This window comes from Bacteroides fluxus YIT 12057 (genome assembly GCF_000195635.1).
GTDB classification, from domain to species: domain Bacteria; phylum Bacteroidota; class Bacteroidia; order Bacteroidales; family Bacteroidaceae; genus Bacteroides; species Bacteroides fluxus.
Genome location: NZ_GL882666.1, coordinates 1 through 26,437, shown reverse-complemented (window position 1 = coordinate 26,437; position 26,437 = coordinate 1). Strand labels below are relative to the sequence as shown.

Below are 26,437 nucleotides of genomic sequence, written 5' to 3'. Positions count from 1 at the left end.
TAAACACTCATTCTTATGATAAGAAAGTTCGATTTTCTCGTTATCGGCTCCGGACTTGCCGGTATGAGTTTTGCGCTGAAAGTGGCGCACAAAGGAACAGTAGCACTCATCTGCAAGGCTGGTTTAGAAGAAGCAAACACCTATTTCGCTCAAGGAGGCATTGCCTCTGTCACCAATCTGACAGTAGATAATTTTGAAAAACATATTGAGGACACTATGGTTGCGGGCGACTGGATAAGCGACCGCGAAGCCGTAGAGAAAGTGGTGCGCAACGCACCCGGACAAATCAATGAGCTCATCAAATGGGGAGTGTCTTTTGACAAAAAAGACAATGGAGAATTTGACCTGCATAAAGAAGGCGGGCATTCCGAATTCCGGATTCTGCACCATAAAGACAATACAGGAGCAGAAATACAGACCAGCTTGATAGAAGCCGTCAAACAGCATCCCAACATCACGGTACTGACCGACCACTATGCGGTGGAAATCATTACCCAACACCATCTGGGCATCATCGTGACCCGCTACACACCGGGCATCAAATGCTACGGTGCCTACGTGCTGAATGAAAATACCGGTGAGGTAGATACCTTCCTTTCCAAAGTAACCATCATGGCTACAGGCGGTTGTGAAGCCGTTTACCGTAACACTACCAATCCGCTCGTCGCCACCGGAGACGGAATCGCCATGGTCTACCGTGCCAAAGGCGCCGTAAAGGATATGGAATTCATACAGTTCCACCCTACCGCGCTATATCATCCCGGAGACAGGCCTGCTTTCCTCATCACCGAAGCCATGCGCGGATACGGCGGCGTACTGCGCACCATGGACGGAAAAGAGTTCATGCAGAAATATGACTCACGCCTGTCACTCGCCCCGCGTGATATCGTGGCACGTGCCATCGACAATGAAATGAAGCAGCGCGGTGACGAACACGTGTTTCTGGACGTAACCCACAAAGACCCTGAAGAGACCAAGAAACATTTCCCGAATATCTACAAGAAATGCCTCAGTATCGGTATCGACATCACAAAAGACTACATTCCGGTAGCTCCTGCCGCCCACTATCTATGCGGCGGCATTAAGGTTGACCTGGACGGACAATCCAGCATCCGGCGCCTGTATGCCATCGGCGAATGTTCCTGCACCGGGCTGCATGGCGGCAACCGACTGGCCTCCAATTCGCTGATTGAGGCCGTTGTTTATGCCGATGCAGCTGCCAAACATGCCTTGAGTGTACTGGAACGTTACGATTTCAACGAGGATATCCCCGAATGGAACGATGAAGGCACGATTTCCAACGAAGAACGTGTGCTGATTACACAAAGCATGAAAGAAGTTAACCAAATCATGGAAGCATACGTGGGCATTGTACGCAGCAACACCCGCCTGACACGTGCCTGGAACAGACTGGATATCCTTTACGAGGAGACGGAAAAGTTATTCAAAAGCAGCAAGGCCACACGCGAACTCTGCGAACTGCGCAACATGATCAATGTGGGTTATCTGATTACCCGCCAAGCCATGGAACGCAAGGAAAGCCGCGGGCTGCACTATACAATAGACTATCCGCACGCCGGGAAATAAAGCCAATCTTATTTTGCCAACCTATTGCCATCACTTTGGCAAACTTTTGCCATCGCTTTGGCAAAGAATTGCCACCGCTTTGGCAAAGAATTGCCACCGCTTTGGCAAAGCTTTGCCAACGAACAGGCAAAACCTTGCCGATAGGATGGCAAAATACAGGCAACCCTATCTGACCATTCAAACAAAACGCCCGGATACTTTCTTCAGAGTATCCGGGCGTTTCGCGTTATCCGTACCTGCACAAGCAGGGGGCGTTATCAATAATTCGACTTCTTCACTTCAAAGTAAGCCTGCGGATGCAAACAAGCCGGGCAGATCTCCGGAGCTTCCTTGCCTGTATAGATGAAACCGCAGTTACGGCATTGCCATACCACTTCGCCTTCCTTGGCAAATACACTGGCTGTCTCTATGTTCTGGATAAAAGCACGGTAACGTTCTTCATGTCCCTTCTCGGCAACCGCAATATTGCGGTACATGAGAGCAATTTCCGGGAAACCTTCTTCATCGGCAATGTCAGCAAATTTAGGATAGTCCAGCGACCACTCTTCATGTTCACCGGCAGCAGCTTCCTGAAGATTCTCCAGTGTGGTACCGATAACACCGGCAGGATAAGAAGCGGTGATTTCTACCATACCGCCTTCCAGCCACTTGAACATACGCTTGGCGTGTTCCTTTTCCTGGTCGGCTGTTTCTGTGAAAATAGCGGAGATTTGTTCGTAACCTTCTTTCTTGGCTACACTTGCAAAATAAGTGTAACGCATTCTTGCTTGTGATTCACCCGCGAATGAAGTCAACAGATTCTTCTCGGTCTGAGTTCCTTTAACACTTTTAGCCATAGTTTCTTTTTTTATTAGTTAATGTAATTACGTATAAATGTCGTTTATTTTGTCCTATCAACTTTACAAAGTTAGGAATTTAGTGCGAAACAGCCGCAATTTACCTCATAGGATTTATCTATCGCCCCATAATAAAAATCTATCTTATGTCACTGAAACAAAAAACAATCCGTTTATGTTCAGCTATTCGGTTTATTTTATCTACTTTTGCAGTCAATTTGCAACATACACATTACAATTCTTACAGAAAGAGAGGAGAAATCGTTCAAAAAGCCCGGCATAACAGACAAAACCAATTATGTTCATTTATTCAATAAAACAGATAGTTCAATGAAAGCATTCGAATTCAAGCCAAAGCTATACACAGCTTTAAAAAATTACTCGAAAGAAACATTCATGGCAGACCTCATGGCAGGTATCATTGTAGGTATCGTAGCCCTTCCACTTGCCATCGCATTTGGTATAGCCTCCGGAGTATCACCGGAAAAAGGTATCATTACAGCCATCATTGCAGGTTTCATCGTTTCCCTGTTGGGAGGAAGTAAAGTACAAATCGGCGGACCTACCGGCGCATTTATCGTCATCATTTACGGTATCATACAGCAATACGGGGAATCCGGGCTGATTGTAGCCACACTGATGGCAGGTGTCATCCTTATCCTTCTGGGAGTATTCAAGTTAGGGGCTGTCATCAAGTTCATCCCCTATCCTATCATCATAGGATTCACAAGTGGTATTGCCGTCACCATCTTCACGACACAGATTGCCGATGTTTTCGGACTGACCTTCGGAGAAGATAAGGTTCCGGGAGATTTCGTGGGAAAATGGATTGTCTATTTCCGCCACTTCGACACTGTCAACTGGTGGAACACGGCGGTAAGTATCTTCAGTATCATCATCATAGCCATTACCCCCCGGTTTTCAAAAAAGATACCCGGTTCGCTGATTGCCATTGTGGTAGTGACCGCAGCTGTCTATCTGATGAAAGTTTATGGCGGAATTGATTGCATCGACACTATCGGTGACCGTTTCAGTATCCGTGCCGAGCTTCCCGATGCCGTGATGCCCGCCCTGGACTGGGAAGCCGTCAAAGACCTGTTCCCCGTTGCCATCACCATTGCCGTGCTGGGAGCCATCGAATCGTTACTGTCCGCTACGGTAGCCGACGGTGTAATCGGTGACAAACATGACTCGAACACGGAATTGATAGCACAAGGTGCCGCCAACCTCGTGACACCCCTGTTCGGCGGTATTCCTGCAACAGGTGCCATTGCCCGCACCATGGCGAACATCAACAATGGAGGTAAGACGCCGGTTGCCGGTATAGTCCATGCGGTAGTATTGCTGTTGATTCTCCTGCTGCTGATGCCGTTGGCGCAATATATCCCGATGGGTTGCCTGGCAGGTGTACTGGTAATCGTTTCTTATAACATGAGTGGGTGGCGTACTTTCAAGGGACTGTTGAGAAATCCCAAGTCGGACGTTACCGTATTGCTGATCACCTTCTTCCTCACGGTCATCTTCGATCTGACGATTGCCATCGAAGTGGGTCTGGTCATTGCTTGCGTACTCTTCATGCGCCGCGTAATGGAAACCACCGAAATCTCCGTCATCAAAGATGAGATAGACCCGAATGCGGAACTTGACATCGCCACCAATGAAGAACACCTGGTGATTCCGGAAGGCGTGGAAGTATATGAAATCAACGGCCCCTACTTCTTCGGTATTGCCACCAAGTTTGAAGAAACCATGGCACAGCTCGGTGACCGTCCCAAAGTGCGCATCATCCGCATGCGTAAAGTGCCTTTCATCGATTCTACAGGTATTCATAACCTTGAAACCCTTTGCCACATGTCACAGAAGGAAAAAATCACCATTGTACTTTCAGGAGTAAATGAAAAGGTGCATAACGTACTGGAAAAATCCGGGTTCTACGGACTCCTGGGTAAGGAAAACATCTGTTCCAACATCAATATCGCATTGGACAGGGCAAAAGAACTGCTGTAACCTTTCATCATCAGTATGGCAAAAAGAAGGAAAAAGAAACAATCCTCCAAAGGAGTCATTTACCTGATAGCGCTGATATGCATCATCTGCCTTTGTTATGAACCCATAGCAAAGGTGCTGCATATCAGTCCTCCTGTTTTTGGGACGGAGAGGACGGAGAGAGCTTCTGCAAGGCAATCTCCGGTCAAAAGTACGTCTGCAGACGAAAATGTCCTGTTCCCTGCCCCTCTGAAGAATGTTTCCGAGCAGATATTGCATAGAAAGGGGTATACCGTATCCTACAACCGGGATCTGAAACTGCCCAACTGGGTGGCCTGGGAACTGACTCCGGAAAAGTTAACAGAACGTGAAAGCCGGACGGATAAGTTCCTGCCCGACCCCGATTTGCCGGAAGACGAGGCGGTAACCACCGATGACTATAAGGGAAGCGGTATGGACCGCGGACACATGTGCCCTGCCGGTGACAACCGCTGGCACTGGAAAGCCATGCAGGAAAGCTTCTACATGACAAACATTTGCCCGCAGAACCACAACCTGAACCGCGGCGACTGGAAGGAACTGGAAGAGGCATGCCGCCGTTGGGCACAAAAGGAAGGCAGGATATACATTGTATGTGGTCCGGTTCTTTACGACCGGCGTCATCGCACCATTGGCAAGAAACACAAGATTACGGTACCCGAAGCGTTCTTCAAGGTAATTCTGTGTACAGACAGCAATCCCCCCAAAGCCATCGGCTTCATTTATAAGAATGCACCGGGCAATCATCCGTTGGACAGCTACGTCAACACCGTGGACGAAGTGGAACGGATTACGGGCATCGACTTCTTCCCCGCCCTGCCGGATGAAATAGAAGAAAAGGTGGAAGCCGGTCTTGCACAGTTTTGAGCTAAAGAGAATATTCTCTTTAGCCCATGTCTATACCGTTACAAGCCTAATTCAACTCCTGATTCGCATTAATAAGAAACACTTACCGGTATATCCGTTTCCCGTACCCGTGCTGCAATGCGGTCCAACTCCTCATGGGTAGCTTTCTGCAAATCATGGTCGGGTGTCTCGCGGTCGATGGTATAAATCATTACCTGGCGGGGAGCAATCTCCTTGACTGCCTTCAGCCAGGGAAGAACGAACTTATCGGATGTATTATCCATATCCTGCCCTTTATAACCTCCTTTGAGAAACATGGTCTGGACAATGCAGTTCCCCTTGAACGCTTTCATTCCTTCGATAATCTCGCGGATGGAGTAACGTCCTGTCGGACGGTCGAGCACGCGGACGTACTCTTCATCCACCGTATCCAGTTTAAGGATGTTATTATCAACCCTGTTCAAGGCTTCGAACACGGCAGGACGATGGATAAAGGTGGAATTGCTCAATACGCTCACCTTCGCGTTCGGGAAATACTTGTCGCGCAGGGCAAGCGTATCCTCTATGATTTCGGGGAAATGGGGATGTGCTGTCGGCTCTCCATTACCGGCAAAAGTCAGCACGTCCGGTGTAGACCCGTTTTGCCGCATGTCTTGCAGGCGGGCTTCAAGCGCCGAACGGACTTCCTCACGTGTAGGCAACGACTGTTTGGGGCGATGGTCCGCATTGAAACCACACTCACAATAAATGCAATCGAAGGTACACACTTTACCGTCTGCCGGCAACAGGTTTATTCCCAAAGATACTCCCAAACGGCGGGAATGGACGGGACCGAAGATGGGAGATGGATAAATGACAGTCATACTATTTACTATTTCAGTTGAAACTAATGACAAAGTTAAGCGAAAACTGTGGTATTCAAACAATGTTCAGCCTGCAAAGTTTACCTGCAAAAGAAGATACTCCCTTCATAAAACATAGATTATATGTTATTTAATGTAAAGCATACATTACTTTTCATCTAATATACTTGTTTATATGTAAAGTATACATTACATTTGCAGACAACTTATAAATACATAGTATTATGAAAAAGAACTATTTGTTTCCAACCACTTTCAGAAAGATAGGTTGGTGTTTATTTGTTCCGTTCGTTGTCATGTCCTTCATTTGCCTTTTCAACGGCGCCAATGAAGATTGGTTGGAAGTAAGCGTACTTTCAGTGGTTCCCTGGGGTGTCAGCAAGAATTCTTTGTTCGATGAGTTAAGTATGATAGGACTAACGGTTTCACTCCTATTCATAGCTTTTTCAAAGGAAAAAGACGAGGATGAATGCATTGCCAATATCCGTTCAAACTCTCTTATATGGGCTACTATAACAGGATATTCCTTACTGATAGTATGCACTATGCTAATTTATGACATGCAATATCTTAATTTTGTATTCATAGATTTATTTATGATACTGTTCCTGTTTATCATAAAATACAAGATCGAACTTTATAAATTCAGGAGGAACAACAATGACTAATACATTAAGAGTAGAAAGAGCTATTAAGCATATAACCCAACAACAATTAGCCGAAGCTATAGGAGTGAGCCGGCAAACCATCAATGCCATAGAATCGGGAAAATATGTCCCCTCCACACTGCTGGCCTTAAAAATATCGGAGGTATTCGGAAAGACAGTGAACGAGATTTTCATACTGGAAGAAAATGACAAGTAAACGAGAAAACCCTAAAACTTGATACGCAGCTGCAGCTGCAAGTCCGCTTTCCGGTTTCCCGGTATCTCATCGTTGCCCGAACCAATCGCCTCCCTGTCCCGGTAAACCGTCTGCCCGAACTTGGCGAGGAACATGAAAGTCTTGTTCAAATCATACCTCAGACGGGCAGAGCAACGGAAACCACGGCCATAGAAGGAAGGGGTATGAAAAGTGTATAGAAGTCCCCGTTCGGAAGCATAAACGCGCGAATCGTAGTCGTCTGTATGAAACCAGGTTCCCTGCAAAGAAACCGATAAGGGGAAAGGGAAAGCATACGAACACAACTGCGTACACTGGTACCCCTGACTTCTGCCAAACTTATATCCTGCCCCATCCTGCTGGCGGAAATGATGATAATCCACCGTAGTGCGGAGAGTAAAGCGCCCCGGCATATAGGTCAGCCGATAGCGAAGTTTATGATGATAAACGGGCTGTATAACCGTACCGCCCGTTCCCGTCACATCCCTGTCCTTCCGCTTGTACCGGTAATTGAGATACATCGAAAGATTTCTCCGGAGAGTATAAGTGGACTGGAACATGACATCCGCTCCCTTTGAAGGCTTGCTGATGCGGTATTTCCACCAAGGAAAAGAAAACAGATCCAGCGAAGCGAAAAACTTCCAACGGGCGAAAGGGGTTGCTTCTGCTGCCAGATACCATCCGTTCTCATTCTGCGGTGTACTGCTCTCGCCAAAGGAACGTCCGAATAAAGCCCAATAGTCATACGAATAGTACCGGTGTACAAGTAGCAGATGACAATCGGAAGAAAGATGATACTTCAACCGGTTCAGCAACGCATAGCCTTTACCGCCGGTCGCCGCTTCCCCCACCCATACCAAACGGCCCAGACGATACCTGTAATCCATACCCACATTATAGAAATCACTTCCATGAAGATTGTACTTTGCATACTTGTTCAACCGGGGCTCGTAAGGACGATTGAAAAAATAGTAAATCCCCGTCACTCCCACCTTCAGAGAGTTCTTTTCATAGGTCATGTTTCCACCTATTACCTGTAAGGCAAAGGCATTCATTTTATCTGCCTCTTTCTGCGTGCGATGCAATCCCGTCTTGTAAATGGAAGTTATCCCACCATCCTCTACTATCCCGTCCATGGAACGATGCGAATAGAAAGCTGAAATATCCAAGTAAGGCAATACTCCCACCGTCGCCGCCGCTCCCCGGAAATAATTGTATTCATCGGTAGAACTGTGCTTGCGGATGCCTCCGGCACGATATTCAGCCGTAGTCATGGAAAAAGTCTTTCCTAAACGAAAATCCGTACTGAGCACCAACCCTTGCCCGAAACTGAGACGATAATTGCCTAATGCCAAAGTTTTCAGCCGCCCCCTGTTCTTTACCAGAAAATAAAAAGAATAATAATCATAGCCTTTTCCGTTGTGCAGGGCAAGGAAAGGTTCTCCGGCATCCTTCTCTCCCGTCACGCCTGCCTGGACATAATCTCCGTAATGAAAACTATAACGTAAAGAATGGTAAAGGGAAGGTCCCAGATAATTCTTTTCATATCCTTTGCGGGTATAGAACGGTACATCCAGACGTGCCAATGCTTCGTGTTTCCCGTATTTCAGTATGGACTTTAAAGCAGGATACCCCCTACCCTCTTTCACTGCCTGTACACAAACAAAAGGAAGCAGCAAGTCGATGGTACGTTTGTCCATTTCCTCCACCAGTTGCAGTTCATAGATGGTCTGCATCTGCCCATGTATATAGACGTAAGCCAGCAAGTTTTCTATCTGTATATCCGTGAGGAAAGGAAACCGTTCCAATTGCTGTTTAGTGGCGGTATTGATATTGACGGGCTCCCGCAGGTGTCGGGATAATTCTTCCAGTTCATCTTCCCAACTGCATTCTTCTTCGTTCTCCATCGAGAGTTGTTCCAGATTGTCTTTCCAAAGGAGCAAGGATTGTTCTTCCTTAAAATCAGGTGAATTTTGAGCTTCAAGCATAGGAGTTGTCAGCAGCATACTTACAAAGACTCCTATCTTGATATATTTCATCGATAACAGGCTGTTTTTTTAAGTTTACGGACAGCGAAGTTACCTTAAATAAGTTAATCGGACAAGGAAAAACCGCCGGAATACAACAACATTCCGCAGAATCGTGTACTTTTGTGACATGAACATACGACTTAACATAGTAATATTCATCATGTTTCTGCTCTTCGGAAACACAGTGTGCCGTGCCCAGCAACAATCCGCCCCCGGCACTCGGAAAAATATTTATTTAACCCCTATGTGCGTCTATGAAGGGGATACCATCCCTTACATCAAGCTTCCTACCGTCTATATCTTCAAACCGCTCAAGTTTAAAAACAAGCGGGAAATGGCGAAATACTACAAACTGATTCGTGACGTGAAGAAAGTGCTTCCCATATCCAAGGAAATAAACCGTGCCATCATCGAGACCTATGAGTACATGATGACTCTTCCCAATGAAAAAGCCCGTCAGAAACACATGAAAGCCGTGGAAAAAAGTCTGAAAGAACAATACACCCCGCGTATGAAGAAACTTTCCTTTGCCCAAGGAAAACTATTAATCAAACTCGTTGACCGGCAAACCCACTCCACCGGATACGAACTGGTAAAGGCGTTCATGGGACCTTTCAAGGCAGGTTTCTACCAGACATTTGCCGCCTTGTTCGGTGCCAGCCTGAAGAAGCAATACGATCCTATGGGAGACGATGCACTCACGGAACGGGTAATATTGATGGTAGAAAACGGACAACTCTGACAAAGGATATTCCGAACGGGAAACAGACATTCTCCGCTTCGCGTGCCCGCGAAGGCTGAAACTGCCGCCTGGCATGGTTAATATTGTGTTGATTACAATATAACCAATTGTTGATTACTGCTTATTCGGGTTGTACTTCTCCCACCATCGGAAGCTCTTTCCATCCCTCACCAAAAGCATCATATGCATCGGTAACCACCACAAAAGCCTTTGGATCTACTTCCCTTATCTTCTGCTTGATGCCTACCACTTCCTTATAACTTACCACAAGAAACAGCATCTCCTTGTCCGCATTGGTATAAAGGCCGCTGCTCTTGATGCAAGTGGCGGTGCGGTCCAGATCCTTAAGAATATAGTCGTGCAAGGCGGTAAGGCGCATATCGCTGATGACAAACAGTATCTTGTCATTCTTCTCCCCGTTTATCACGTATGCCAATACTCTCGAGGTAACAAAAATGGCTATAAGCGAATAGAAAGACAAATGCCACGAAGGTTGTGTGGCGTCATCCGGATTACCGATGCCAAAACCGATAACCAGCAGTCCGAAACCTACTACAATACCATCTACCAGCAATATTGCCTTCGAAAAACGTATATGACAGTATTTCTGCAATATCATCGCCACGATGTCCGTACCTCCCGTGGTTGCCCGGCTACGCACTACAATACCACAGCCCACACCGATGACCACCGCACCAATCACGGAAGTCAGCATCAAATGGTCCGACATGTTCAAGCTGCCACCCAACAGTTGTGCAGGGTCCAACTGATGGAGCGCTTCTTCGGAAGGATAGGAGAGGAGAGACAGTACATTCATGGCAAGCGGAGTAAAAAGCGCCGCCACAATAGTACGCGCCCCAAGCCTTGCCCCCAACACAAATACGGAAATAACAAGCAAAGGAATATCAAACATATAACCGAACGTACCTACCTGAATGGAAGGAAACAGATTATGAAGCACAATGCTGGCTCCATACACTCCACCGGGAACAAGATTATAAGGATTGATGAAATAAACGAAGCCTGCCGCCAGAATAGTACAACCTACAAAAATGCCTATCCATGAAGAGATTATCTTTTTCATACTGATATGATTTATATATATTCAGCAAATATACAAAAAATAAGAAAAGAAACGAATCGCACAGCAAGTTTTCCACATATAAACAACAGGTGTTGAATACATGGTTAATAAGAAAGTTAGAATAGGAGATAAAGCATTAGTTTACAACGAGTAAAACGGTTGATTATGAAAATGAATCTCTGTTCATAAAACCCTTCATCATACCTATATAAAACAAGTTTACTGCGTCTATAGACGCAGTAAACCCTATATATTGACAGTTTATCAACAGCCTTGTCAATATCTCAGTTTCTTGAATAAATCCCAGATAACAATACCTGCTGTAACAGATACATTCAGAGAGTGTTTCGTACCGTATTGAGGTATTTCAATACAACCGTGTGAATGGTCAATAACTTCTTGCTGGACACCTTTTACTTCATTTCCCATCACTATGGCATATTTTTTAGTTTTGTCCAGAGTCAATTCATCCAGCATGATACTACCCTCCGCCTGCTCTACGGAATAAACCACATAACCCTCTTTTTTGAGGTTATCAACCGCTTCAACAGAGTTATTAACATACTTCCAATCTACGGTGAATTCAGCTCCTAATGCCGTTTTATGCATCTCAGGATGCGGTGGAGTGGCGGTAATGCCACATAAATAAATACATTCTATGCGAAAAGCATCCGAAGTACGGAATACAGAACCAATATTATGAAGGCTGCGTATATTATCCAAAACAATCACTAAAGGCAGCTTCCGGGCTTCCTTAAACTCTTCCACACTAATACGGTTCAGTTCGGTAATCTTCAGTTTGCGCATAACACTACTTAATCTATGGTTCAGGTTGCAAAGATACTTCTTTCCGTTTATATCCCGGTTAATAACCGTTGAAAACGTGTCAATACCTACGGGAAAGATTTTTAGAAATAATCCTTGCATTATTCAAATGATTGCCTATTGCAGCACCGGAATCAACAAACCAAAAAAGTTAGGAGAAATCTTCAAAGGCTGTTTGAACACATTTTTCAGCATCATTTCACCAATAAATATCTTTAAAGTTATTAACTTTGCAGTTTATCAACAAGGTGTTGATGAGGAATGGCCTTGGACCGATAGAATGCTTATTATCAAAAGATACACTCAAATTTCCTGCGTTAATAAACAATGGATAAAGTTTTATCTTATACTAATAACTTCAGGAGCAAGAAAAATCATATTTACTTCTCCACACTATTAACAGGCTATCATTACTATCAAAGGATTTTTAAAGAAAGAAGAGAAATTAAAAAATATAATTATGGATAATCTTATAGAAGCTATCAAGCAACTGAAGAAGGAAAAGAACGCAGTCATTCTGGGCCACTATTACCAGAAGGGTGAGATACAGGATATAGCCGACTACGTTGGCGACAGTCTGGCGTTGGCACAATGGGCGGCACGGACGGAAGCTGATATCATTGTGATGTGTGGCGTTCACTTTATGGGGGAAACGGCCAAGGTGCTTTGCCCGGACAAGAAGGTACTGGTGCCCGACATGGCGGCAGGCTGTTCGTTGGCAGACAGCTGTCCGGCTGATAAATTCAGTCAGTTTGTCAAAGAGCACCCCGGATATACAGTGATATCCTATGTGAATACAACCGCTGCCGTAAAAGCCGTAACCGATGTGGTAGTGACTTCCACCAATGCCAGACAAATTGTAGAAAGCTTCCCCGAAGATGAGAAAATAATCTTTGGGCCGGATCGGAATCTGGGTAATTATATCAACTCCGTGACCGGAAGAAATATGTTACTATGGGACGGTGCGTGCCATGTACACGAGCAATTCTCGGTTGAAAAGATTGTTGAATTGAAGCAGCAGCACCCCGATGCCATCGTGCTGGCCCATCCCGAATGTAAAAGTACTGTGCTGAAGCTGGCGGATGTGGTAGGTTCTACGGCTGCCTTATTGAAATATGCAGTTGCTCATCCAGAGAAGAGCTATATAGTAGCCACCGAGTCGGGCATCTTGCATGAGATGCAGAAGCAGTGCCCGCAGACAACGTTCATTCCGGCTCCTCCCAACGACAGCACGTGTGCTTGCAATGAATGTAGCTTCATGAGGCTGAATACGCTTGAGAAACTTTATGATTGTCTGAAAAACGAGTCTCCTGAAATTACGGTAGATGCAGGAATAGCCGAGAAGGCAGTGAAACCGATTAAGAGGATGTTGGAGATATCGGCGAAGTTGGGACTTTGATTTTGTTTTGCTAAGGCGGTATGTCAAAACTCTGATTTTGAAACGATGAATTTATCATTTGAAATCCGAGCCTATTAAAAGACTAAAGAAAGGGTCGTATCATTACTCAATACAGAGCTTGATACGACCCTTTTAAGTGTTATAGTTATGATCTGTAACTTTTGGGAGGGGTCATTTTAGTTTTCACACACCCTCTTGATGTTTTCTATTTCAACAAGAATTTGCACAGTTTGTTGGTTGCCAGTGCACGGTGACTGATCTTGTTCTTCAATTCATTACCCATTTCGGCAAAGGTCTGGGTATAGCCTTCGGGAACGAATATAGGATCGTATCCGAATCCTGAATTTCCTCTCCTGTGTCTTATGATTTCGCCTTTTACAATTCCCTCGAACAGGTGTTCTTTTCCGTCTATGATCAAAGCAAAGACGGTACGGAACTGTGCTTTGCGGTTTTCCGCTCCTTCCAGGTCGTGCAACAGCTTCTTCATATTCGCTTCCGAATTGTGCGCATCGCCCGCATAACGTGCCGAATACACTCCGGGAGCACCGTCCAATGCTTCTACTTCCAGGCCGGTATCATCGGCAAAGCAGTTCGAATGGTAATTCTCGAAGATGAACCGTGCTTTGATCAAGGCATTCCCCTCAAGAGTATCTGCCGTTTCAGGAATATCAACCGTACAGTTGATATCTTTCATACTGAGAAGCTCCACTTTATCCTTTAAAATAGCAGAAACTTCTTCTAACTTGTGGGCGTTGTTAGTAGCAAATACAAATTTCTTCATTCTCATTTACCTTTTAATTTGTCAAATCCTTCTCCATATACACCGATAACGGAACTTTGGGAGATGAAAGCATTCGGATCTATGTCTTTCACCATCCGGAATATTTCAACAGACTGGCGTTTGTAGGCAAGTACAACCAATACTTTCACGTTGCGTTTACTGTACCAGCCTATACCGTCGAGTACCGTTACACCACGGTGAGTCTCCTTGGTTATGCGGTCGGCAATCTTTTCATATTCTTTGGAGAAGATGAAAAATTGTACGGATTGGCGTGCGCTGTTTACAATATAGTCTAAGACAAAACCAATGACAAAGAGGGTTACGAAGCCGAATATGACTCGCCGCCAGTCCTGGAAGATGAAGTAGCAGGAACTGATAATGACCACGTCACAAGCCATGATCATGCGTCCCAGCGTAACGTCCTTGTATTTGTGGATAATGGCAGCGATGATATCCGTACCTCCCGTGCTTCCGTTGCAGTTGAATACGACTCCCAACCCTGCGCCACACATTACCGCACCTATCAGACAGGCCATGAAGTCTTGTCCTTCTCCTAAAAGTTGGGGAGGAACACCGTCCGGACCGTTCACCATCAACTGGAAAAACCATAAGAAGAAAGTCAGTCCGAAGATGGCGAACGTCGTCTTTATACTGAATTTAGGTCCCAGTATTTTGATGGCGAATGTCATCAGTACTGCATTGATGATGAAGTACGACCATTGGATGGGGAATCCAGTGGCATAGTAAATGATTGCACCGATACCGGTAGTACCACCGGTTGTGATCTGATAGGGGATGAGGAAAGCTGCCCATCCCAATGCATAGCTGATGAGTCCGAGGGTGATGAAGATATAGTCTTTCAACTCTCTCATCACTTCCGCTTTGGTTGGTTTTGTTATTTGCATATCTATTATTTAACGACGATGTTTACAATCTTCTTCGGTACTACGATCACTTTCACGATGGTTTTGCCATCCATCCATTTCACGGAACGTTCGTCGGCCAGTACGGTAGCTTGAATAGCGTCGGATGCGGCATCTGCAGGGAATTCCATGTTGAAACGCGCCTTTCCATTGAAGGAAATGGTATAGTTGACCGTATTTTCTATCAGATATTCTTCGTTGTATATCGGCCACCGGGCATCGCATACAGAGCCTGTATTGCCCAAGGTTTCCCACAACTCTTCACATACGTGGGGGGCGAAAGGAGCAAGGGTGACGACAAGCTGGTTCAGAATTTCCTTCTTGTAACATTTCAGTCCGGACAATTCGTTGACACAGATCATAAAGGCACTGATAGAGGTGTTGTAGGAGAACTGTTCGATGTCTCCTGTCACCTTCTTGATAAGCTTGTGCAGGGATTTCAACTCTTCCTTGGTGGCAGGTTCATCCGTTACCAGATACCGTCCGTTGCGGTCGTAGAACAGGGACCAGAATTTCTTGATGAAGCGGTGTACGCCGTCAATGCCGTTTGTATCCCAAGGTTTGGATTGTTCTACAGGACCGAGGAACATTTCGTACATACGCAGGGTGTCTGCACCGTACTTTTCGACAATCATGTCGGGATTGACCACATTGAACATGGATTTACTCATCTTTTCCACGGCCCATCCGCAGATGTACTTGCCGTCTTCGAGAATAAACTCTGCCGTTGCGTACTCGGGACGCCATGCCTTGAAAGCTTCGATATCCAGAATATCGTTTGATACGATGTTTACGTCCACGTGGAGTGGGGTAGTGTCGTATTGCTCTTTCAGATTCAGGGATACGAATGTGTTGGTATCCTTGATGCGGTAAACAAAGTTGCTTCGTCCTTGAATCATACCTTGGTTCACCAACTTCTGGAAAGGTTCTTCTACTGCCGAAACACCCAGGTCGTGCAGGAATTTGTTCCAGAAACGGGAGTAGATCAAGTGACCGGTAGCATGTTCGGTACCTCCCACATAAAGATCTACATTTCTCCAGTATTCATCCACTTTCTTGTCAACCAATGCTTTGTGGTTGCGTGGATCCATATACCGCAGATAATAGGCACTTGAACCTGCAAAACCCGGCATTGTGTTGAGTTCCAACGGGAAGACGGTGATATGGTCTATCTTTTGGTTATCGGCTACACATTTGTTTACTGTATCCCAAGCCCATTTGGCAGCATGTCCCAACGGAGGTTCACCGGTTTCGGTAGGCAGGAATTTAGCCACTTCGGGAAGTTCCAGGGGAAGGCTCTCCTCATCTATCATATAAGGCATTCCTTCTTTGTAATAGACAGGGAATGGTTCTCCCCAGTAACGCTGGCGTGAGAAGATGGCGTCACGCAGGCGGAAGTTTACTTTTACACGTCCCAAATTATGTTCTTTCACGTATTTCTTGGTGGCCGCAATGGCTTCCTTGATGGTCAATCCATTCAGGGAAAGGTCACAGTAGGGAGCGACGCCTTCACGCGGGGAGTTGCATACGATACCCTCTTTGGCGTCAAAGCTTTCTTCGCTTACATCACATCCTTCTACCAACGGACGGATTTCCAGACCGAAATGTTTGGCAAAGGCATAGTCGCGGCTGTCGTGTGCAGGTACGGCCATGATGGCACCTGTTCCATATCCGGCCAGCACATAGTCGCTGATCCATACAGGTACTGCTTCACCGGTAAAAGGATTGACGGCATAACTTCCGGAGAATACGCCTGTAACGCTGCGGTCGGCTATACGTTCGCGTTCCGTACGTTTCTTGGTGCGTTCCAGATAAGCATCTACATCGGCTTTTTGGGCTTCGGTAGTCAGTTGGGGAACCAATTCACTTTCAGGAGCCAGTACCATGAAGGTGACGCCAAACATCGTATCTGCACGGGTAGTGAAAATGGTAAACTCCAATTCACTGTCCTTTACTTTGAATTGTATTTCGGCACCTTCGCTGCGTCCGATCCAGTTTTTCTGGGTTTCTTTCAGAGACTCGGTCCAGTCGATGGTATCAAGTCCGTCCAACAGACGCTGTGCGTATGCAGATACACGGAGGCACCACTGGCGCATCTTTTTCTGGACGACAGGGAAACCGCCACGTTCACTGACACCATCTACCACTTCATCGTTGGCAAGTACGGTTCCCAATTGCGGACACCAGTTTACCATCGTCTCACCCAGATAGGCGATGCGGTAGTTCATCAGGATTTCCTGCTGTTCCTTTTCGTTTTTGGCATTCCATTCTTCGGCCGTAAAATGCAACTCTTCGCTGCATGCCGCATTCAAGCCTTCGTTTCCGTATTTCGGGAATGACTCTACCAGTTCCTGGATGGGGCGGGCTTGTTGGGTATCGTTGCAATAATAGCTGTTGAACATTTTTTGGAAAGCCCATTGTGTCCAATGGTAATATTCCGGGTCACAAGTACGGATCTCCCGGTTCCAGTCAAAGGAGAAACCTATCTTGTCCAGCTGTTCGCGATAGCGGTTGATATTGTTGACGGTAGTAATTGCAGGGTGCTGTCCCGTCTGGATGGCATATTGCTCGGCGGGAAGTCCGTAGGCATCATATCCCATGGGGTTCAGTACATTGAAACCTTGCAGTCGTTTGTAACGGGCATAAATGTCAGAAGCGATGTATCCCAGTGGATGACCTACATGTAAACCTGCGCCTGAAGGGTAGGGGAACATGTTCAGCACATAGTATTTCTGCTTCGTCTCGTCTTCCGTCACTTGGTAGGTTTTATTTTCTACCCACCGTTTCTGCCATTTCTTTTCAATCTCCCTGAAATTGTATTCCATAATGGTATTTGTTAGTATATTGTTGAAAACTTTGTTGATTACTTAGTTAAAACCGGTTAGTATCCGGTTAATATCGGTGCAAAGTTACGGGTTTATTTTCAGATTTGTAACGAAGTAGCGTAAAAAACAATGCTTAATGTTTGACAATTCATTTTTTATTACCTATATTTGTGATGTGCTTTTAAAAACTAATTTTTTGTTTGTAATACAAGTAATAGCTTAATTAATTCAATAGGGTTTATAAAGAAGGTTTTTTAGGATATTTCAAGAGATGAAGTCTGGGAAGATTTCATCTCTTTCTTATTTAAAGAGTAGTAACCCAGGTTCATAAAAGTATCGCTGAATTACTAAAGATTATGTTTTTGCTTACTAAGAATTAATCGTCCGACGGTTGTTTCATTATCGTCCAACAGTTGTCGGACGATAATTAGACAATTGTCGGACGATAATGAAACAGCCGTCGGACGATTAGCTCTTAGTAAATAGAGATATAGTTTGTTCAGACCCGGAAATAATTCCTTGAAGTGTGGCCTATAAAATTGGTTATTTCGTTTATTTTCACTACTTTTGCAAGTACAGTAAACAAAAAGACAGGAGGGTAAAGGCCTATGAAACAAGTGTTCTTTTTACTATTCCTTATTCCGCAATTCCTTTTTGCGCAAGAAGACAGCATGCGTCTTGTCCGTGATAGCGTGCGGATGAAGCTGGAAGGGCAGCCGGAGTTTTCTTCTCATGGCTTGCTGCCGGAAAGGATGAAAGAGTTGCCTTTACTATCTTCGGAAAATCCCAACCGTCTGCCTGAATTTTCATTAAAGGAAGTACTCCGCCTGCCTTATCAGACCAATCCTTCTTTACTCTTTCGTGGTGATTATAGTACAAGTGGCATATTGAAGCAGTTTACGAACGCTACGCTGTTTGGTTCCGGAGGACAAACCAGTTTGCCCGGCATGGGACGTATTAACGAGGCTTCATTGGGATATCAACAGGAACTCAATCAGAAATTGGCATTGCAACTTAGCATGAATGCCATGAAGATGAATATGACCCATTTTGCCGGACAATCATTCAGTGCTTCGGGAGCTTTGATATACCAGGCTTCCGAACGCGTTGCTTTCAAAGTTTTCGGCTCTTATGATATCGGGAATTCTTATGGAATGAGTACGCATAGCTATGGTGCTACCATGTCGCTGGATATGTCCCGCCGTTTTGGTATGGAAATGGGTGTGCAACGTTACTATGATGCCATGAGAGGACGTTGGGAAACAGTTCCTGTCGTAATTCCTTATTATAACTTTGACAAGTTTAAATTAGGATTTGATGTAGGCGGGCTGCTGTATGAAATTCTTCGTGAGGTAATCTTTGAAAAGAAGGATAGGGGAGGTGGCCCATGCAATTAGGATGTCGGCAAGTATCCAATGAGGTACGGATTGCCTATATTGTTAAGTTCAGTTAATCTTTAATTTTCAACTCTCTGTTTACCAACAATGGTAACATACAGGTAACTAACTGATTTATAAGTGCCTTCTTGTGTGATATTTAGTAGTTTACTAATTTTGCGACTGTAAATCAAAACATAGGAGGATAAATTATGAAGAACTATCAAAAAGTAAGTGTGCCCTCTGCTGAGGCACGTGTTGAACTGCACGATTCATTGAACTTGACCGGTGCGGAGATATCCATCAATAATCTGCCTGCAGGTACGGGAGTGCCTTTTGTACATTCGCACAAGCAGAATGAAGAAATCTATGCTGTCCTGTCAGGGCGTGGCACAATGGTGATTGACGGTGAGGCTGTTGAATTAAAAGCAGGTGACTGGCTTCGTGTGGCTCCGGCAGGAGAACGGCAATTGTCTGCTGCTGCCGATAGCGCCATCCATGTTATTTGTATCCAGGTAAAGGCAGGTTCGTTGGAAGGTTTCACAATGACAGATGGTGTGGTTAAATAAATAAGTTATTTCGCCCATATCGTATGGAAGATTAAAGGGAGACGGATATGTACAGGAGAGGTACGGGCATAAAAAAAGGAGTACCGCTGTACTCCAACCTTTGTTAACCTTAAATCTAATACTATGAAAAACACACTGCAAAGATACGGACTTTCTGCTTATCTCCAAATAAAGCAAATAAAAAAGCCTGTTTTATAACATGTTTTAGTAAATAATGTAACTTTGTTAAGGATAAATCTGCACAGCTTGCTGTTTGGGTATAAAAAATATTTGTATGACCTTTTATGTATAGAAAATAATGGATATCTTTGAAAAAACATTTATTCATTAATTTCATCAGAATATCATTATGGGAGTTACCAACAAATCGACAGTGAAGATAGGAGCGGCGGGTGTAGCCGTCATCGGAGTGATTGTATTGTTTCTGGCCATGTTTGCCGTGGAGCGCATTGACTCGGGACAGACGGGTATCATCGTCAACCTGGCAGGCAGCGAGCGCGGTGTGGACGATGCCAAGGTGGAGACCGGATGGGTGGTCTATAACCGCTTTGCCAAGCAGCTTTTTGAATACCCCGCTTTTGCGCAGATTGTAGATTATGAGCCTTTCGACATTCAGGACAAGAAGGGAACCATTTTCAAGACCGACCCTACGATAGAATACTTCATTGAGCGGCAAGATGCCAAGGTAGTCTTTCTGCGCTACCGCAAGACCCCCGAGGAACTGGAACAGAGCGTCATCCTGACGGAAGTGAAGAATGCCTATAAGGACGTGGCAGGCCTTTACGAGACGGATTCGCTTATCAACAACCGCCCTGCCTTCGAGAAGGAAGTGGAGGAACTGCTGAAAGAGCGTCTGAGCAAGCGTGGCTTTACGTTCACTAACATCCAGTCGTCCGTGAAGCCTAACGAGACTTTGCAGGCTGCCATCGATGCCAAGAACACCGCCGTGCAGAATGCCTTGAAGGTGGAGAACGAGAAGAAAGCCGCCATAGCCGAAGCCGAGAAGGTGGTAGCGGCAGCCAAAGGTAAGGCGGATGCCAACCGGATACTGCAACAGAGCATCACCCCGGAACTGATTCAGCTGAAAGCCGTAGAAAAGTGGGACGGAAAGTTGCCGCTTTCCACAAGTGGAAACACGTTGCCCTTCTTGAAGTTGCAATAAGGAGAGGCTGTTTTTCTTACATTCCTCTTTCTTAGGAGCATTTGTTTCTATTTTTTATTCCGCTTCTGCTTGTTTCATCCATTCATTCTATACCCCCCCTCAGAATAGCTTCTGAAGGGGGAGGACAATGAGTCAGGGACTGAACCGCATTCAGTCCCTGACTCATTGCCTTTCAGTCCCTGACTGAATGGGGTTCACTTAATGAGTGAATGTATTATGTGTGCAACACAAAGGGAATCGGGCAATTATCTGTAAATAAAAGTGATGTGCCGTTACTTCTCTGCCAATAGTTCCGCCTTGAATACTTCCTGCGTTTCCACCCGGTTGCCGATGGTTTCGGTGTTGTAGGCGAACTTGTTTGTACGGTTGCCGGCCATTGCGCTTGCTGCGTTTACCAAAGATGTCACTGCGATGATTGCTGAGATTGCTAAAGTCTTCATACTTGTTCTATTTTTTAAGTTATGCATTTATTGTTTTCCTGTCTTGCGGGTGTTACTTGTTCCCTTTCGACATGGCAAAGATAGGGCGACCCCAAACCCTTTTAGGTTATCGCTACGTTAATGTTAGGTTAACGGTGAGGAGTGATGGATAAAGTGAGTTTAATTGGATAAACTTCAATCGTATTTAGAATAATGTCGTCATGAAGATACCTGAATTAATCAAGCAAAGGAATACTTATGTGGAGCGTGTCAGTTCCTTTATCCGAAAATCTCTGGTTAAAGTACTGGTGGGACATAGGCGTGTAGGGAAAAACTATATCCTTTATTAGTTGATGGCAAGGATAAGACAGGAAGAGCCGGGTGCTAATATCATTTATTCCTCTATGGTGATACAAGCAAGGATAAACAATACTCAAGTGTTTTTAGGAAAAAAATCAAGTTTCGCAAGTTCGGGAGTTAGCAGGAGTTAAAGGGAACTTGCGAAACTTGAGTAAAAAGCAGCCGTTACTTCTCTGTGATAAGCCTGATGGCATAGTTTAATGCAGTATCTTCGTCCTTCATGAAGTCGGCCACTGTCTGAGACACCCGGTGATGAGGCGGTATGCCTACCCCTTCCATCGGAAATCCTTTGGGAGACAGGGCCGGTTCGCGTGTCGGTATGCGGAGATAGGTGAGATGCTTGGTGGCGAAATTTCGGGGACCGTTGCCGGTATCTCCTCCGGTGGGTTCGCCGATGAGCGTGGCATTGTCGCTTTCTTTCATATCCATGACGAAGCTTTCGGCGGCGGAAAAGGTCTTGGTGCCGGTCAGCAGATAGATTCTGCCTTTATAGGCATCTGCTTCGGGCTGCATGATTTGGCTTTTGCCGAGGCAATGAGGCTGTTCTTTCCGGATGAAGTATTTGCAGATGTCCCGTCCGTTACCGCTGCTGCCTCCTCCGTTCTGGCGGACATCTATGATGAGGTAGGGCAAATCCTTCACTTGGGGATAGGTAGCTAGCCTGATACAATGAATAGTTTTCCATGACTGTCCGGTGGATTTCATTGAAATCGTCTTCGAATTGCGAAGCGTTGAGAGGTAATTCCGAAAGGTAGAAGTATTCCGCTTGGAGTTCCTGGCTGTAGAAATGTTTGGCGTAGATTCGTAATCCGTAGTAGGCGACAGCCAATATTGCTATTACGATGGCTGTGACTTTGAGGACTTTTTCCAGTCGTTTCATTATCGTGGTATTGGTTGGTGTATATGCCACAAATTTATGGTATTTTCTTTATTGTACCAAGCAGGCGGGGGCTTTTCTGAGCTGTAGTTGTTTCCTTTGGTGAGGTATATTTGGCGTACGGGCATAAAAAAAGGAGTACCGCTGTACTCCAACCTTTGTTAACCTTAAATCTAATACTATGAAAAACACATTGCAAAGGTACGCACTTTTTGCTCATCTCCAAATAAAACAAATAAAAAAGGCTGTTTTATAACATGTTTTAGGGAAATGTGCAGCCTTGTTAAGGCTTACTAAGTATTTGAAGCCTTTTTACGGCTGTTTTCTAAAAAAGAATTATCTTTGCATGAAGGCGAAGATAAGTTGTTTAGTGAGAGAAAAACTCGTTTTCTCTTGATTTACTAAATCGGAATTTTGCACTATCTTTGTCCTCCCGATCAATTTAATGTATTAAATCCCAAAATAGATACCGCAGTGAACGAAGATATTGTCCTTACCCCGATGATGAAACAGTTTCTTGATTTGAAGGCAAAGCACCCGGATGCCGTTATGCTGTTTCGTTGTGGCGACTTCTATGAAACCTATTCCACCGACGCTATTGTTGCGGCCGAAATCCTCGGTATTACCTTGACCAAGCGTGCCAACGGCAAAGGAAAGACCATCGAGATGGCGGGTTTTCCGCATCATGCGCTCGATACTTATCTGCCTAAACTGATACGTGCCGGCAAGCGTGTAGCCATCTGTGACCAGCTGGAAGACCCGAAACTGACGAAGAAACTCGTGAAGCGCGGTATCACGGAACTGGTGACGCCGGGTGTATCTATCAATGATAATATATTGAACTACCGGGAAAACAACTTCCTGGCGGCCGTTCATTTCGGTAAGGGAGCCTGCGGTGTGGCATTCCTGGATATATCTACGGGCGAATTCCTTACGGCAGAAGGCCCGTTCGATTACGTGGATAAGCTGTTGAATAACTTTGCTCCCAAAGAAGTGCTTTTTGAGCGTGGCAAGCGTCTGATGTTTGAAGGGAATTTTGGAAACAAGTTCTTCACGTTTGAGTTGGACGACTGGGTATTTACGGAAACAACCGCTCGTGAGAAGCTGTTGAAACATTTTGAAGTGAAGAACTTGAAGGGCTTCGGTGTGGAACATTTGAAGAACGGTATCATTGCTTCGGGAGCCGTTCTGCAATATCTCATCATGACGCAGCATACCCAGATAGGGCATATCACTTCCTTGGCGCGTATAGAGGAAGATAAATACGTGCGTCTGGATAAGTTTACAGTGCGCAGCCTGGAATTGATGGGCAGCATGAATGATGGCGGAAGCAGCCTGCTCAATGTTATTGACAAGACCATCAGTCCGATGGGTGCCCGTTTGCTGAAGCGTTGGCTGGTATTTCCGCTGAAAGACGTACAGCCCATCAATGAACGTCTGAATGTGGTGGAGTACTTCTTCCGGCAACCCGGTTTCAAGGAACTGATTGAAGAGCAGCTCCATCTGATAGGCGATTTGGAACGTATCATCTCCAAAGTGGCGGTAGGCCGTGTTTCTCCGCGTGAGGTAGTGGCACTGAAAGTGGCTTTACAAGCCATCGGACCGATAAAGGAGGCTTGTATGGGGGCTGATAATGCCAGTTTGAACCATATCGGCGAACAGCTGAATATTTGCCAATCTATTCGTGACCGTATTGACAGGGAAATTAATAACGACCCGCCGTTGCTGGTCAATAAAGGAGGGGTTATCAAGCCAGGTGTGAATGCCGAATTGGATGAACTGCGACAGATAGCCTATTCCGGCAAGGATTATCTGTTGAAAGTGCAGCAGCGTGAAAGTGAACTGACAGGTATTCCCAGTCTGAAGATCGGTTATAACAATGTCTTCGGCTATTACATCGAAGTACGCAATGTACATAAGGAAAAAGTACCCCAGGAATGGATTCGTAAACAGACACTGGTCAATGCTGAACGTTATATTACACAGGAGTTGAAGGAGTACGAAGAGAAAATTCTCGGTGCCGAAGATAAGATACTGATACTGGAGACACAGTTATACACGGAATTGGTGCAGGCATTGAATGAGTTTATTCCTGCCATCCAGATGAATGCCAACCAGATAGCGCGTCTGGACTGTCTGCTGTCGTTTGCCACGGCGGCACGCGAGAATAATTATATCCGCCCTGTCATTGCCGATGACGATGTATTGGATATCCGTCAGGGACGCCACCCGGTTATCGAGAAGCAGCTTCCTATCGGAGAGAAATATGTAGCCAATGATGTCATGCTCGATAGTGGTAGCCAACAGGTCATTATCATCACGGGTCCCAACATGGCAGGTAAATCGGCTTTGCTGAGACAGACGGCGCTGATTACCTTGCTTGCCCAAATCGGCAGCTTTGTGCCTGCCGAGAGTGCGCATATCGGATTGGTGGATAAGATATTTACCCGTGTAGGCGCCAGCGACAATATTTCGGTAGGCGAGTCAACCTTCATGGTAGAGATGAACGAGGCAGCGGACATTCTGAACAACCTTTCTCCACGCAGTCTTGTGCTGTTTGACGAGTTGGGGCGCGGAACTTCCACTTACGACGGCATTTCCATTGCCTGGGCTATTGTGGAGCATATTCACGAACATCCCAAAGCCAAAGCGCGTACGTTGTTTGCCACGCACTACCATGAACTGAACGAAATGGAGAAGAGCTTCAAGCGTATCAAGAACTATAATGTGTCGGTAAAAGAGGTTGATAATAAGGTCATCTTTCTGCGTAAACTCGAGCGTGGAGGCAGTGAGCACTCCTTCGGTATCCATGTGGCAAAGTTAGCGGGTATGCCGAAAAGTATTGTGAAACGTGCCGACGAAATACTGCATCAATTGGAGGCGGAGAATCGTCAGACCGGAATGGTGAGCGGCAAGACAATTACCGAAGGTGCTTCGTCAGCCGGTGGCATGCAACTGAGTTTCTTCCAACTCGATGATCCGGTATTATGCCAGATACGTGACGAAATACTGAACCTTGATGTGAATAATCTTACTCCGCTGGAGGCACTGAACAAGTTGAGTGACATAAAGAGGATAGTAAGGGGGAAGTGATTCTTCACCGCATGCTGATTATATCTTTGTAACAGTGCCTCGTCTTTATTTCTTCTTGCCGTAGAAGCACATGAAGTAGATTCCGATGAGAATAAATGGAATGCTGAGCCATTGTCCCATATTCAACGACATGCTGTCTTCAAAGTTCACCTGGTTTTCTTTGAGGAATTCCACGAAAAAGCGGAAGGTGAATATCTCCGTCAAGCAAAGTCCGAAGAAGAAACCGCGGTGATAGGGTAGGGGTTCCTGTTTCTTTTGCCCACGTTTATAGAGGTAAACCATTCCCAGGAAAAAGATGAAGTAGGCTATTGCTTCGTAAAGCTGTGCCGGATGACGCGGCAGCATATCTACCCGTTCAAATACAAATGCCCAGGGCACATCAGCCGGTTTGCCGATAATCTCGGAATTCATCAGGTTGGCGAGGCGGATGCAGCAGGCTGTAATGGGGGTGGCTACGGCTATCATGTCGAGCACGTCTATGTAGTGCATCTTCGTTTTGCGGCAATACATCCAGAGGGCGATAATCAGTCCCAGTGTGCCGCCATGACTGGCAAGTCCGGTGTAGCCTGTCATTTTCCAACTGCCGTCCGGCAGGATTTTTACGGGAAGAACCATCTCAAGGAAATGATCTTGATAGTAAGCCCAGTCATAGAATAGGCAGTGTCCCAGTCGTGCACCTATCAGTATGCCGAAGAAGCAATAGAAGAAGAGGGGCTCGAATTTCTTTTCGTCTATTCTGCGGTCGCGATACTGGCGTTGCACGATAAGGTAGGCAAAGGCAAGTCCGACAATCCATAACAGGCCATAGTAACGGATGGATATGCCGAAGAAATTGAACAGTTCGGGATCGGGGTTCCAGTTGATGGTGAGTAATGATAGCATATTTATGAAGAATTAAATTTCTGATTATCCGTTTATGCACCTGTTATATTC

The 26,437-nt window shown here is 45.5% G+C and carries 22 protein-coding genes; 11 read left to right on the top strand and 11 right to left on the bottom strand.

Going from position 1 to position 26,437, the window contains the following annotated elements; all coding sequences use genetic code 11:
• Nucleotides 1-15: 15 nt before the first annotated feature.
• Nucleotides 16-1,587: an L-aspartate oxidase gene (nadB, locus tag HMPREF9446_RS12280; protein ID WP_009125995.1), complete on the top strand. Its 1,572-nt coding sequence runs from the start codon at nucleotides 16-18 to the stop codon at nucleotides 1,585-1,587.
• Nucleotides 1,588-1,844: 257 nt separating this feature from the next.
• On the opposite strand, the gene rbr is transcribed toward nadB, so the two are convergent.
• On the bottom strand, nucleotides 1,845-2,423 hold the full coding sequence (rbr, locus tag HMPREF9446_RS12275) for a rubrerythrin (RefSeq protein ID WP_009125993.1): 579 nt from the start codon (nucleotides 2,421-2,423) through the stop codon (nucleotides 1,845-1,847).
• Nucleotides 2,424-2,753: 330 nt separating this feature from the next.
• Between rbr and HMPREF9446_RS12270 the strand changes: the two genes are divergently transcribed.
• Complete coding sequence (locus HMPREF9446_RS12270) at nucleotides 2,754-4,430, top strand: SulP family inorganic anion transporter (RefSeq protein ID WP_039969414.1); 1,677 nt, start codon at nucleotides 2,754-2,756, stop codon at nucleotides 4,428-4,430.
• A gap of 15 nt (nucleotides 4,431-4,445) precedes the next feature.
• On the top strand, nucleotides 4,446-5,315 hold the full coding sequence (locus tag HMPREF9446_RS12265; RefSeq protein WP_009125991.1) for a DNA/RNA non-specific endonuclease: 870 nt from the start codon (nucleotides 4,446-4,448) through the stop codon (nucleotides 5,313-5,315).
• A 68-nt stretch (nucleotides 5,316-5,383) separates the two neighbouring features.
• Here the strand turns inward: HMPREF9446_RS12265 and HMPREF9446_RS12260 are convergent, their stop codons facing one another.
• The gene (locus tag HMPREF9446_RS12260; protein WP_009125990.1) at nucleotides 5,384-6,157 is read right to left on the bottom strand and encodes a radical SAM protein; all 774 of its coding nucleotides are present in this window, start codon (nucleotides 6,155-6,157) and stop codon (nucleotides 5,384-5,386) included.
• A gap of 224 nt (nucleotides 6,158-6,381) precedes the next feature.
• Between HMPREF9446_RS12260 and HMPREF9446_RS12255 the strand changes: the two genes are divergently transcribed.
• Both HMPREF9446_RS12255 and HMPREF9446_RS12250 read left to right on the top strand, forming a co-directional pair.
• Nucleotides 6,382-6,825 carry a hypothetical protein gene (locus tag HMPREF9446_RS12255; protein ID WP_009125989.1) on the top strand — a complete coding sequence of 148 codons (444 nt, stop codon included), beginning with the start codon at nucleotides 6,382-6,384 and terminating at the stop codon, nucleotides 6,823-6,825.
• Nucleotides 6,818-7,021: a helix-turn-helix transcriptional regulator gene (locus HMPREF9446_RS12250; protein ID WP_009125988.1), complete on the top strand. Its 204-nt coding sequence runs from the start codon at nucleotides 6,818-6,820 to the stop codon at nucleotides 7,019-7,021. The genes HMPREF9446_RS12255 and HMPREF9446_RS12250 overlap by 8 nt, the downstream gene beginning before the upstream one ends.
• An 11-nt stretch (nucleotides 7,022-7,032) precedes the next feature.
• On the opposite strand, the gene HMPREF9446_RS12245 is transcribed toward HMPREF9446_RS12250, so the two are convergent.
• Complete coding sequence (locus HMPREF9446_RS12245; RefSeq protein WP_009125987.1) at nucleotides 7,033-9,078, bottom strand: helix-hairpin-helix domain-containing protein; 2,046 nt, start codon at nucleotides 9,076-9,078, stop codon at nucleotides 7,033-7,035.
• A 118-nt stretch (nucleotides 9,079-9,196) separates the two neighbouring features.
• Here HMPREF9446_RS12245 and HMPREF9446_RS12240 point away from each other — a divergent pair, with 118 nt between their 5' ends.
• Complete coding sequence (locus tag HMPREF9446_RS12240) at nucleotides 9,197-9,811, top strand: DUF4294 domain-containing protein (protein ID WP_009125986.1); 615 nt, start codon at nucleotides 9,197-9,199, stop codon at nucleotides 9,809-9,811.
• 121 nt (nucleotides 9,812-9,932) lie between these two features.
• Here HMPREF9446_RS12240 and HMPREF9446_RS12235 read toward each other — a convergent pair whose 3' ends face one another.
• A complete protein-coding gene (locus tag HMPREF9446_RS12235; protein ID WP_009125985.1) occupies nucleotides 9,933-10,895 on the bottom strand; it encodes a YitT family protein in 963 nt (320 codons plus the stop codon).
• A 276-nt stretch (nucleotides 10,896-11,171) separates the two neighbouring features.
• Entirely contained in the window at nucleotides 11,172-11,702 is a 531-nt protein-coding gene (locus tag HMPREF9446_RS12230) for an RNA methyltransferase (RefSeq protein WP_039969412.1), read from the bottom strand.
• 478 nt (nucleotides 11,703-12,180) lie between these two features.
• On the opposite strand from HMPREF9446_RS12230, the gene nadA reads away from it, so the two are divergent.
• Nucleotides 12,181-13,119: a quinolinate synthase NadA gene (nadA, locus tag HMPREF9446_RS12220; protein ID WP_009125982.1), complete on the top strand. Its 939-nt coding sequence runs from the start codon at nucleotides 12,181-12,183 to the stop codon at nucleotides 13,117-13,119.
• 205 nt (nucleotides 13,120-13,324) lie between these two features.
• Here the strand turns inward: nadA and HMPREF9446_RS12215 are convergent, their stop codons facing one another.
• The 3 genes from HMPREF9446_RS12215 to leuS are packed head-to-tail and all read right to left on the bottom strand — an operon-like array spanning nucleotide 13,325 to nucleotide 17,648.
• Entirely contained in the window at nucleotides 13,325-13,906 is a 582-nt protein-coding gene (locus HMPREF9446_RS12215) for a non-canonical purine NTP diphosphatase (protein ID WP_009125981.1), read from the bottom strand.
• The gene (locus HMPREF9446_RS12210) at nucleotides 13,903-14,805 is read right to left on the bottom strand and encodes a YitT family protein (RefSeq protein ID WP_009125980.1); all 903 of its coding nucleotides are present in this window, start codon (nucleotides 14,803-14,805) and stop codon (nucleotides 13,903-13,905) included. The genes HMPREF9446_RS12215 and HMPREF9446_RS12210 overlap by 4 nt, the downstream gene beginning before the upstream one ends.
• A 5-nt stretch (nucleotides 14,806-14,810) precedes the next feature.
• A complete protein-coding gene (leuS, locus tag HMPREF9446_RS12205; protein ID WP_009125979.1) occupies nucleotides 14,811-17,648 on the bottom strand; it encodes a leucine--tRNA ligase in 2,838 nt (945 codons plus the stop codon).
• A 608-nt stretch (nucleotides 17,649-18,256) separates the two neighbouring features.
• Between leuS and HMPREF9446_RS12200 the strand changes: the two genes are divergently transcribed.
• The 3 genes from HMPREF9446_RS12200 to HMPREF9446_RS12190 all read left to right on the top strand — a co-directional run bounded on the left by HMPREF9446_RS12200 (nucleotide 18,257) and on the right by HMPREF9446_RS12190 (nucleotide 20,755).
• Nucleotides 18,257-19,045 carry a hypothetical protein gene (locus HMPREF9446_RS12200; RefSeq protein ID WP_009125978.1) on the top strand — a complete coding sequence of 263 codons (789 nt, stop codon included), beginning with the start codon at nucleotides 18,257-18,259 and terminating at the stop codon, nucleotides 19,043-19,045.
• 191 nt (nucleotides 19,046-19,236) lie between these two features.
• Entirely contained in the window at nucleotides 19,237-19,593 is a 357-nt protein-coding gene (locus tag HMPREF9446_RS12195; RefSeq protein WP_009125977.1) for a cupin domain-containing protein, read from the top strand.
• 349 nt (nucleotides 19,594-19,942) lie between these two features.
• Nucleotides 19,943-20,755 carry an SPFH domain-containing protein gene (locus HMPREF9446_RS12190; protein WP_009125975.1) on the top strand — a complete coding sequence of 271 codons (813 nt, stop codon included), beginning with the start codon at nucleotides 19,943-19,945 and terminating at the stop codon, nucleotides 20,753-20,755.
• Nucleotides 20,756-21,027: 272 nt separating this feature from the next.
• Here the strand turns inward: HMPREF9446_RS12190 and HMPREF9446_RS12185 are convergent, their stop codons facing one another.
• Nucleotides 21,028-21,222, bottom strand: coding sequence for a DUF3836 domain-containing protein (locus tag HMPREF9446_RS12185; protein ID WP_039969411.1), 195 nt, complete (start codon nucleotides 21,220-21,222; stop codon nucleotides 21,028-21,030).
• A gap of 477 nt (nucleotides 21,223-21,699) precedes the next feature.
• Nucleotides 21,700-22,239: a S41 family peptidase gene (locus HMPREF9446_RS12180; RefSeq protein WP_009125972.1), complete on the bottom strand. Its 540-nt coding sequence runs from the start codon at nucleotides 22,237-22,239 to the stop codon at nucleotides 21,700-21,702.
• 646 nt (nucleotides 22,240-22,885) lie between these two features.
• Here HMPREF9446_RS12180 and mutS point away from each other — a divergent pair.
• Nucleotides 22,886-25,504: a DNA mismatch repair protein MutS gene (gene mutS / locus HMPREF9446_RS12175; RefSeq protein ID WP_039969417.1), complete on the top strand. Its 2,619-nt coding sequence runs from the start codon at nucleotides 22,886-22,888 to the stop codon at nucleotides 25,502-25,504.
• Nucleotides 25,505-25,549: 45 nt separating this feature from the next.
• Here mutS and lgt read toward each other — a convergent pair whose 3' ends face one another.
• Entirely contained in the window at nucleotides 25,550-26,386 is an 837-nt protein-coding gene (lgt, locus tag HMPREF9446_RS12170; RefSeq protein WP_009125969.1) for a prolipoprotein diacylglyceryl transferase, read from the bottom strand.
• Nucleotides 26,387-26,437 lie beyond the last annotated feature (51 nt).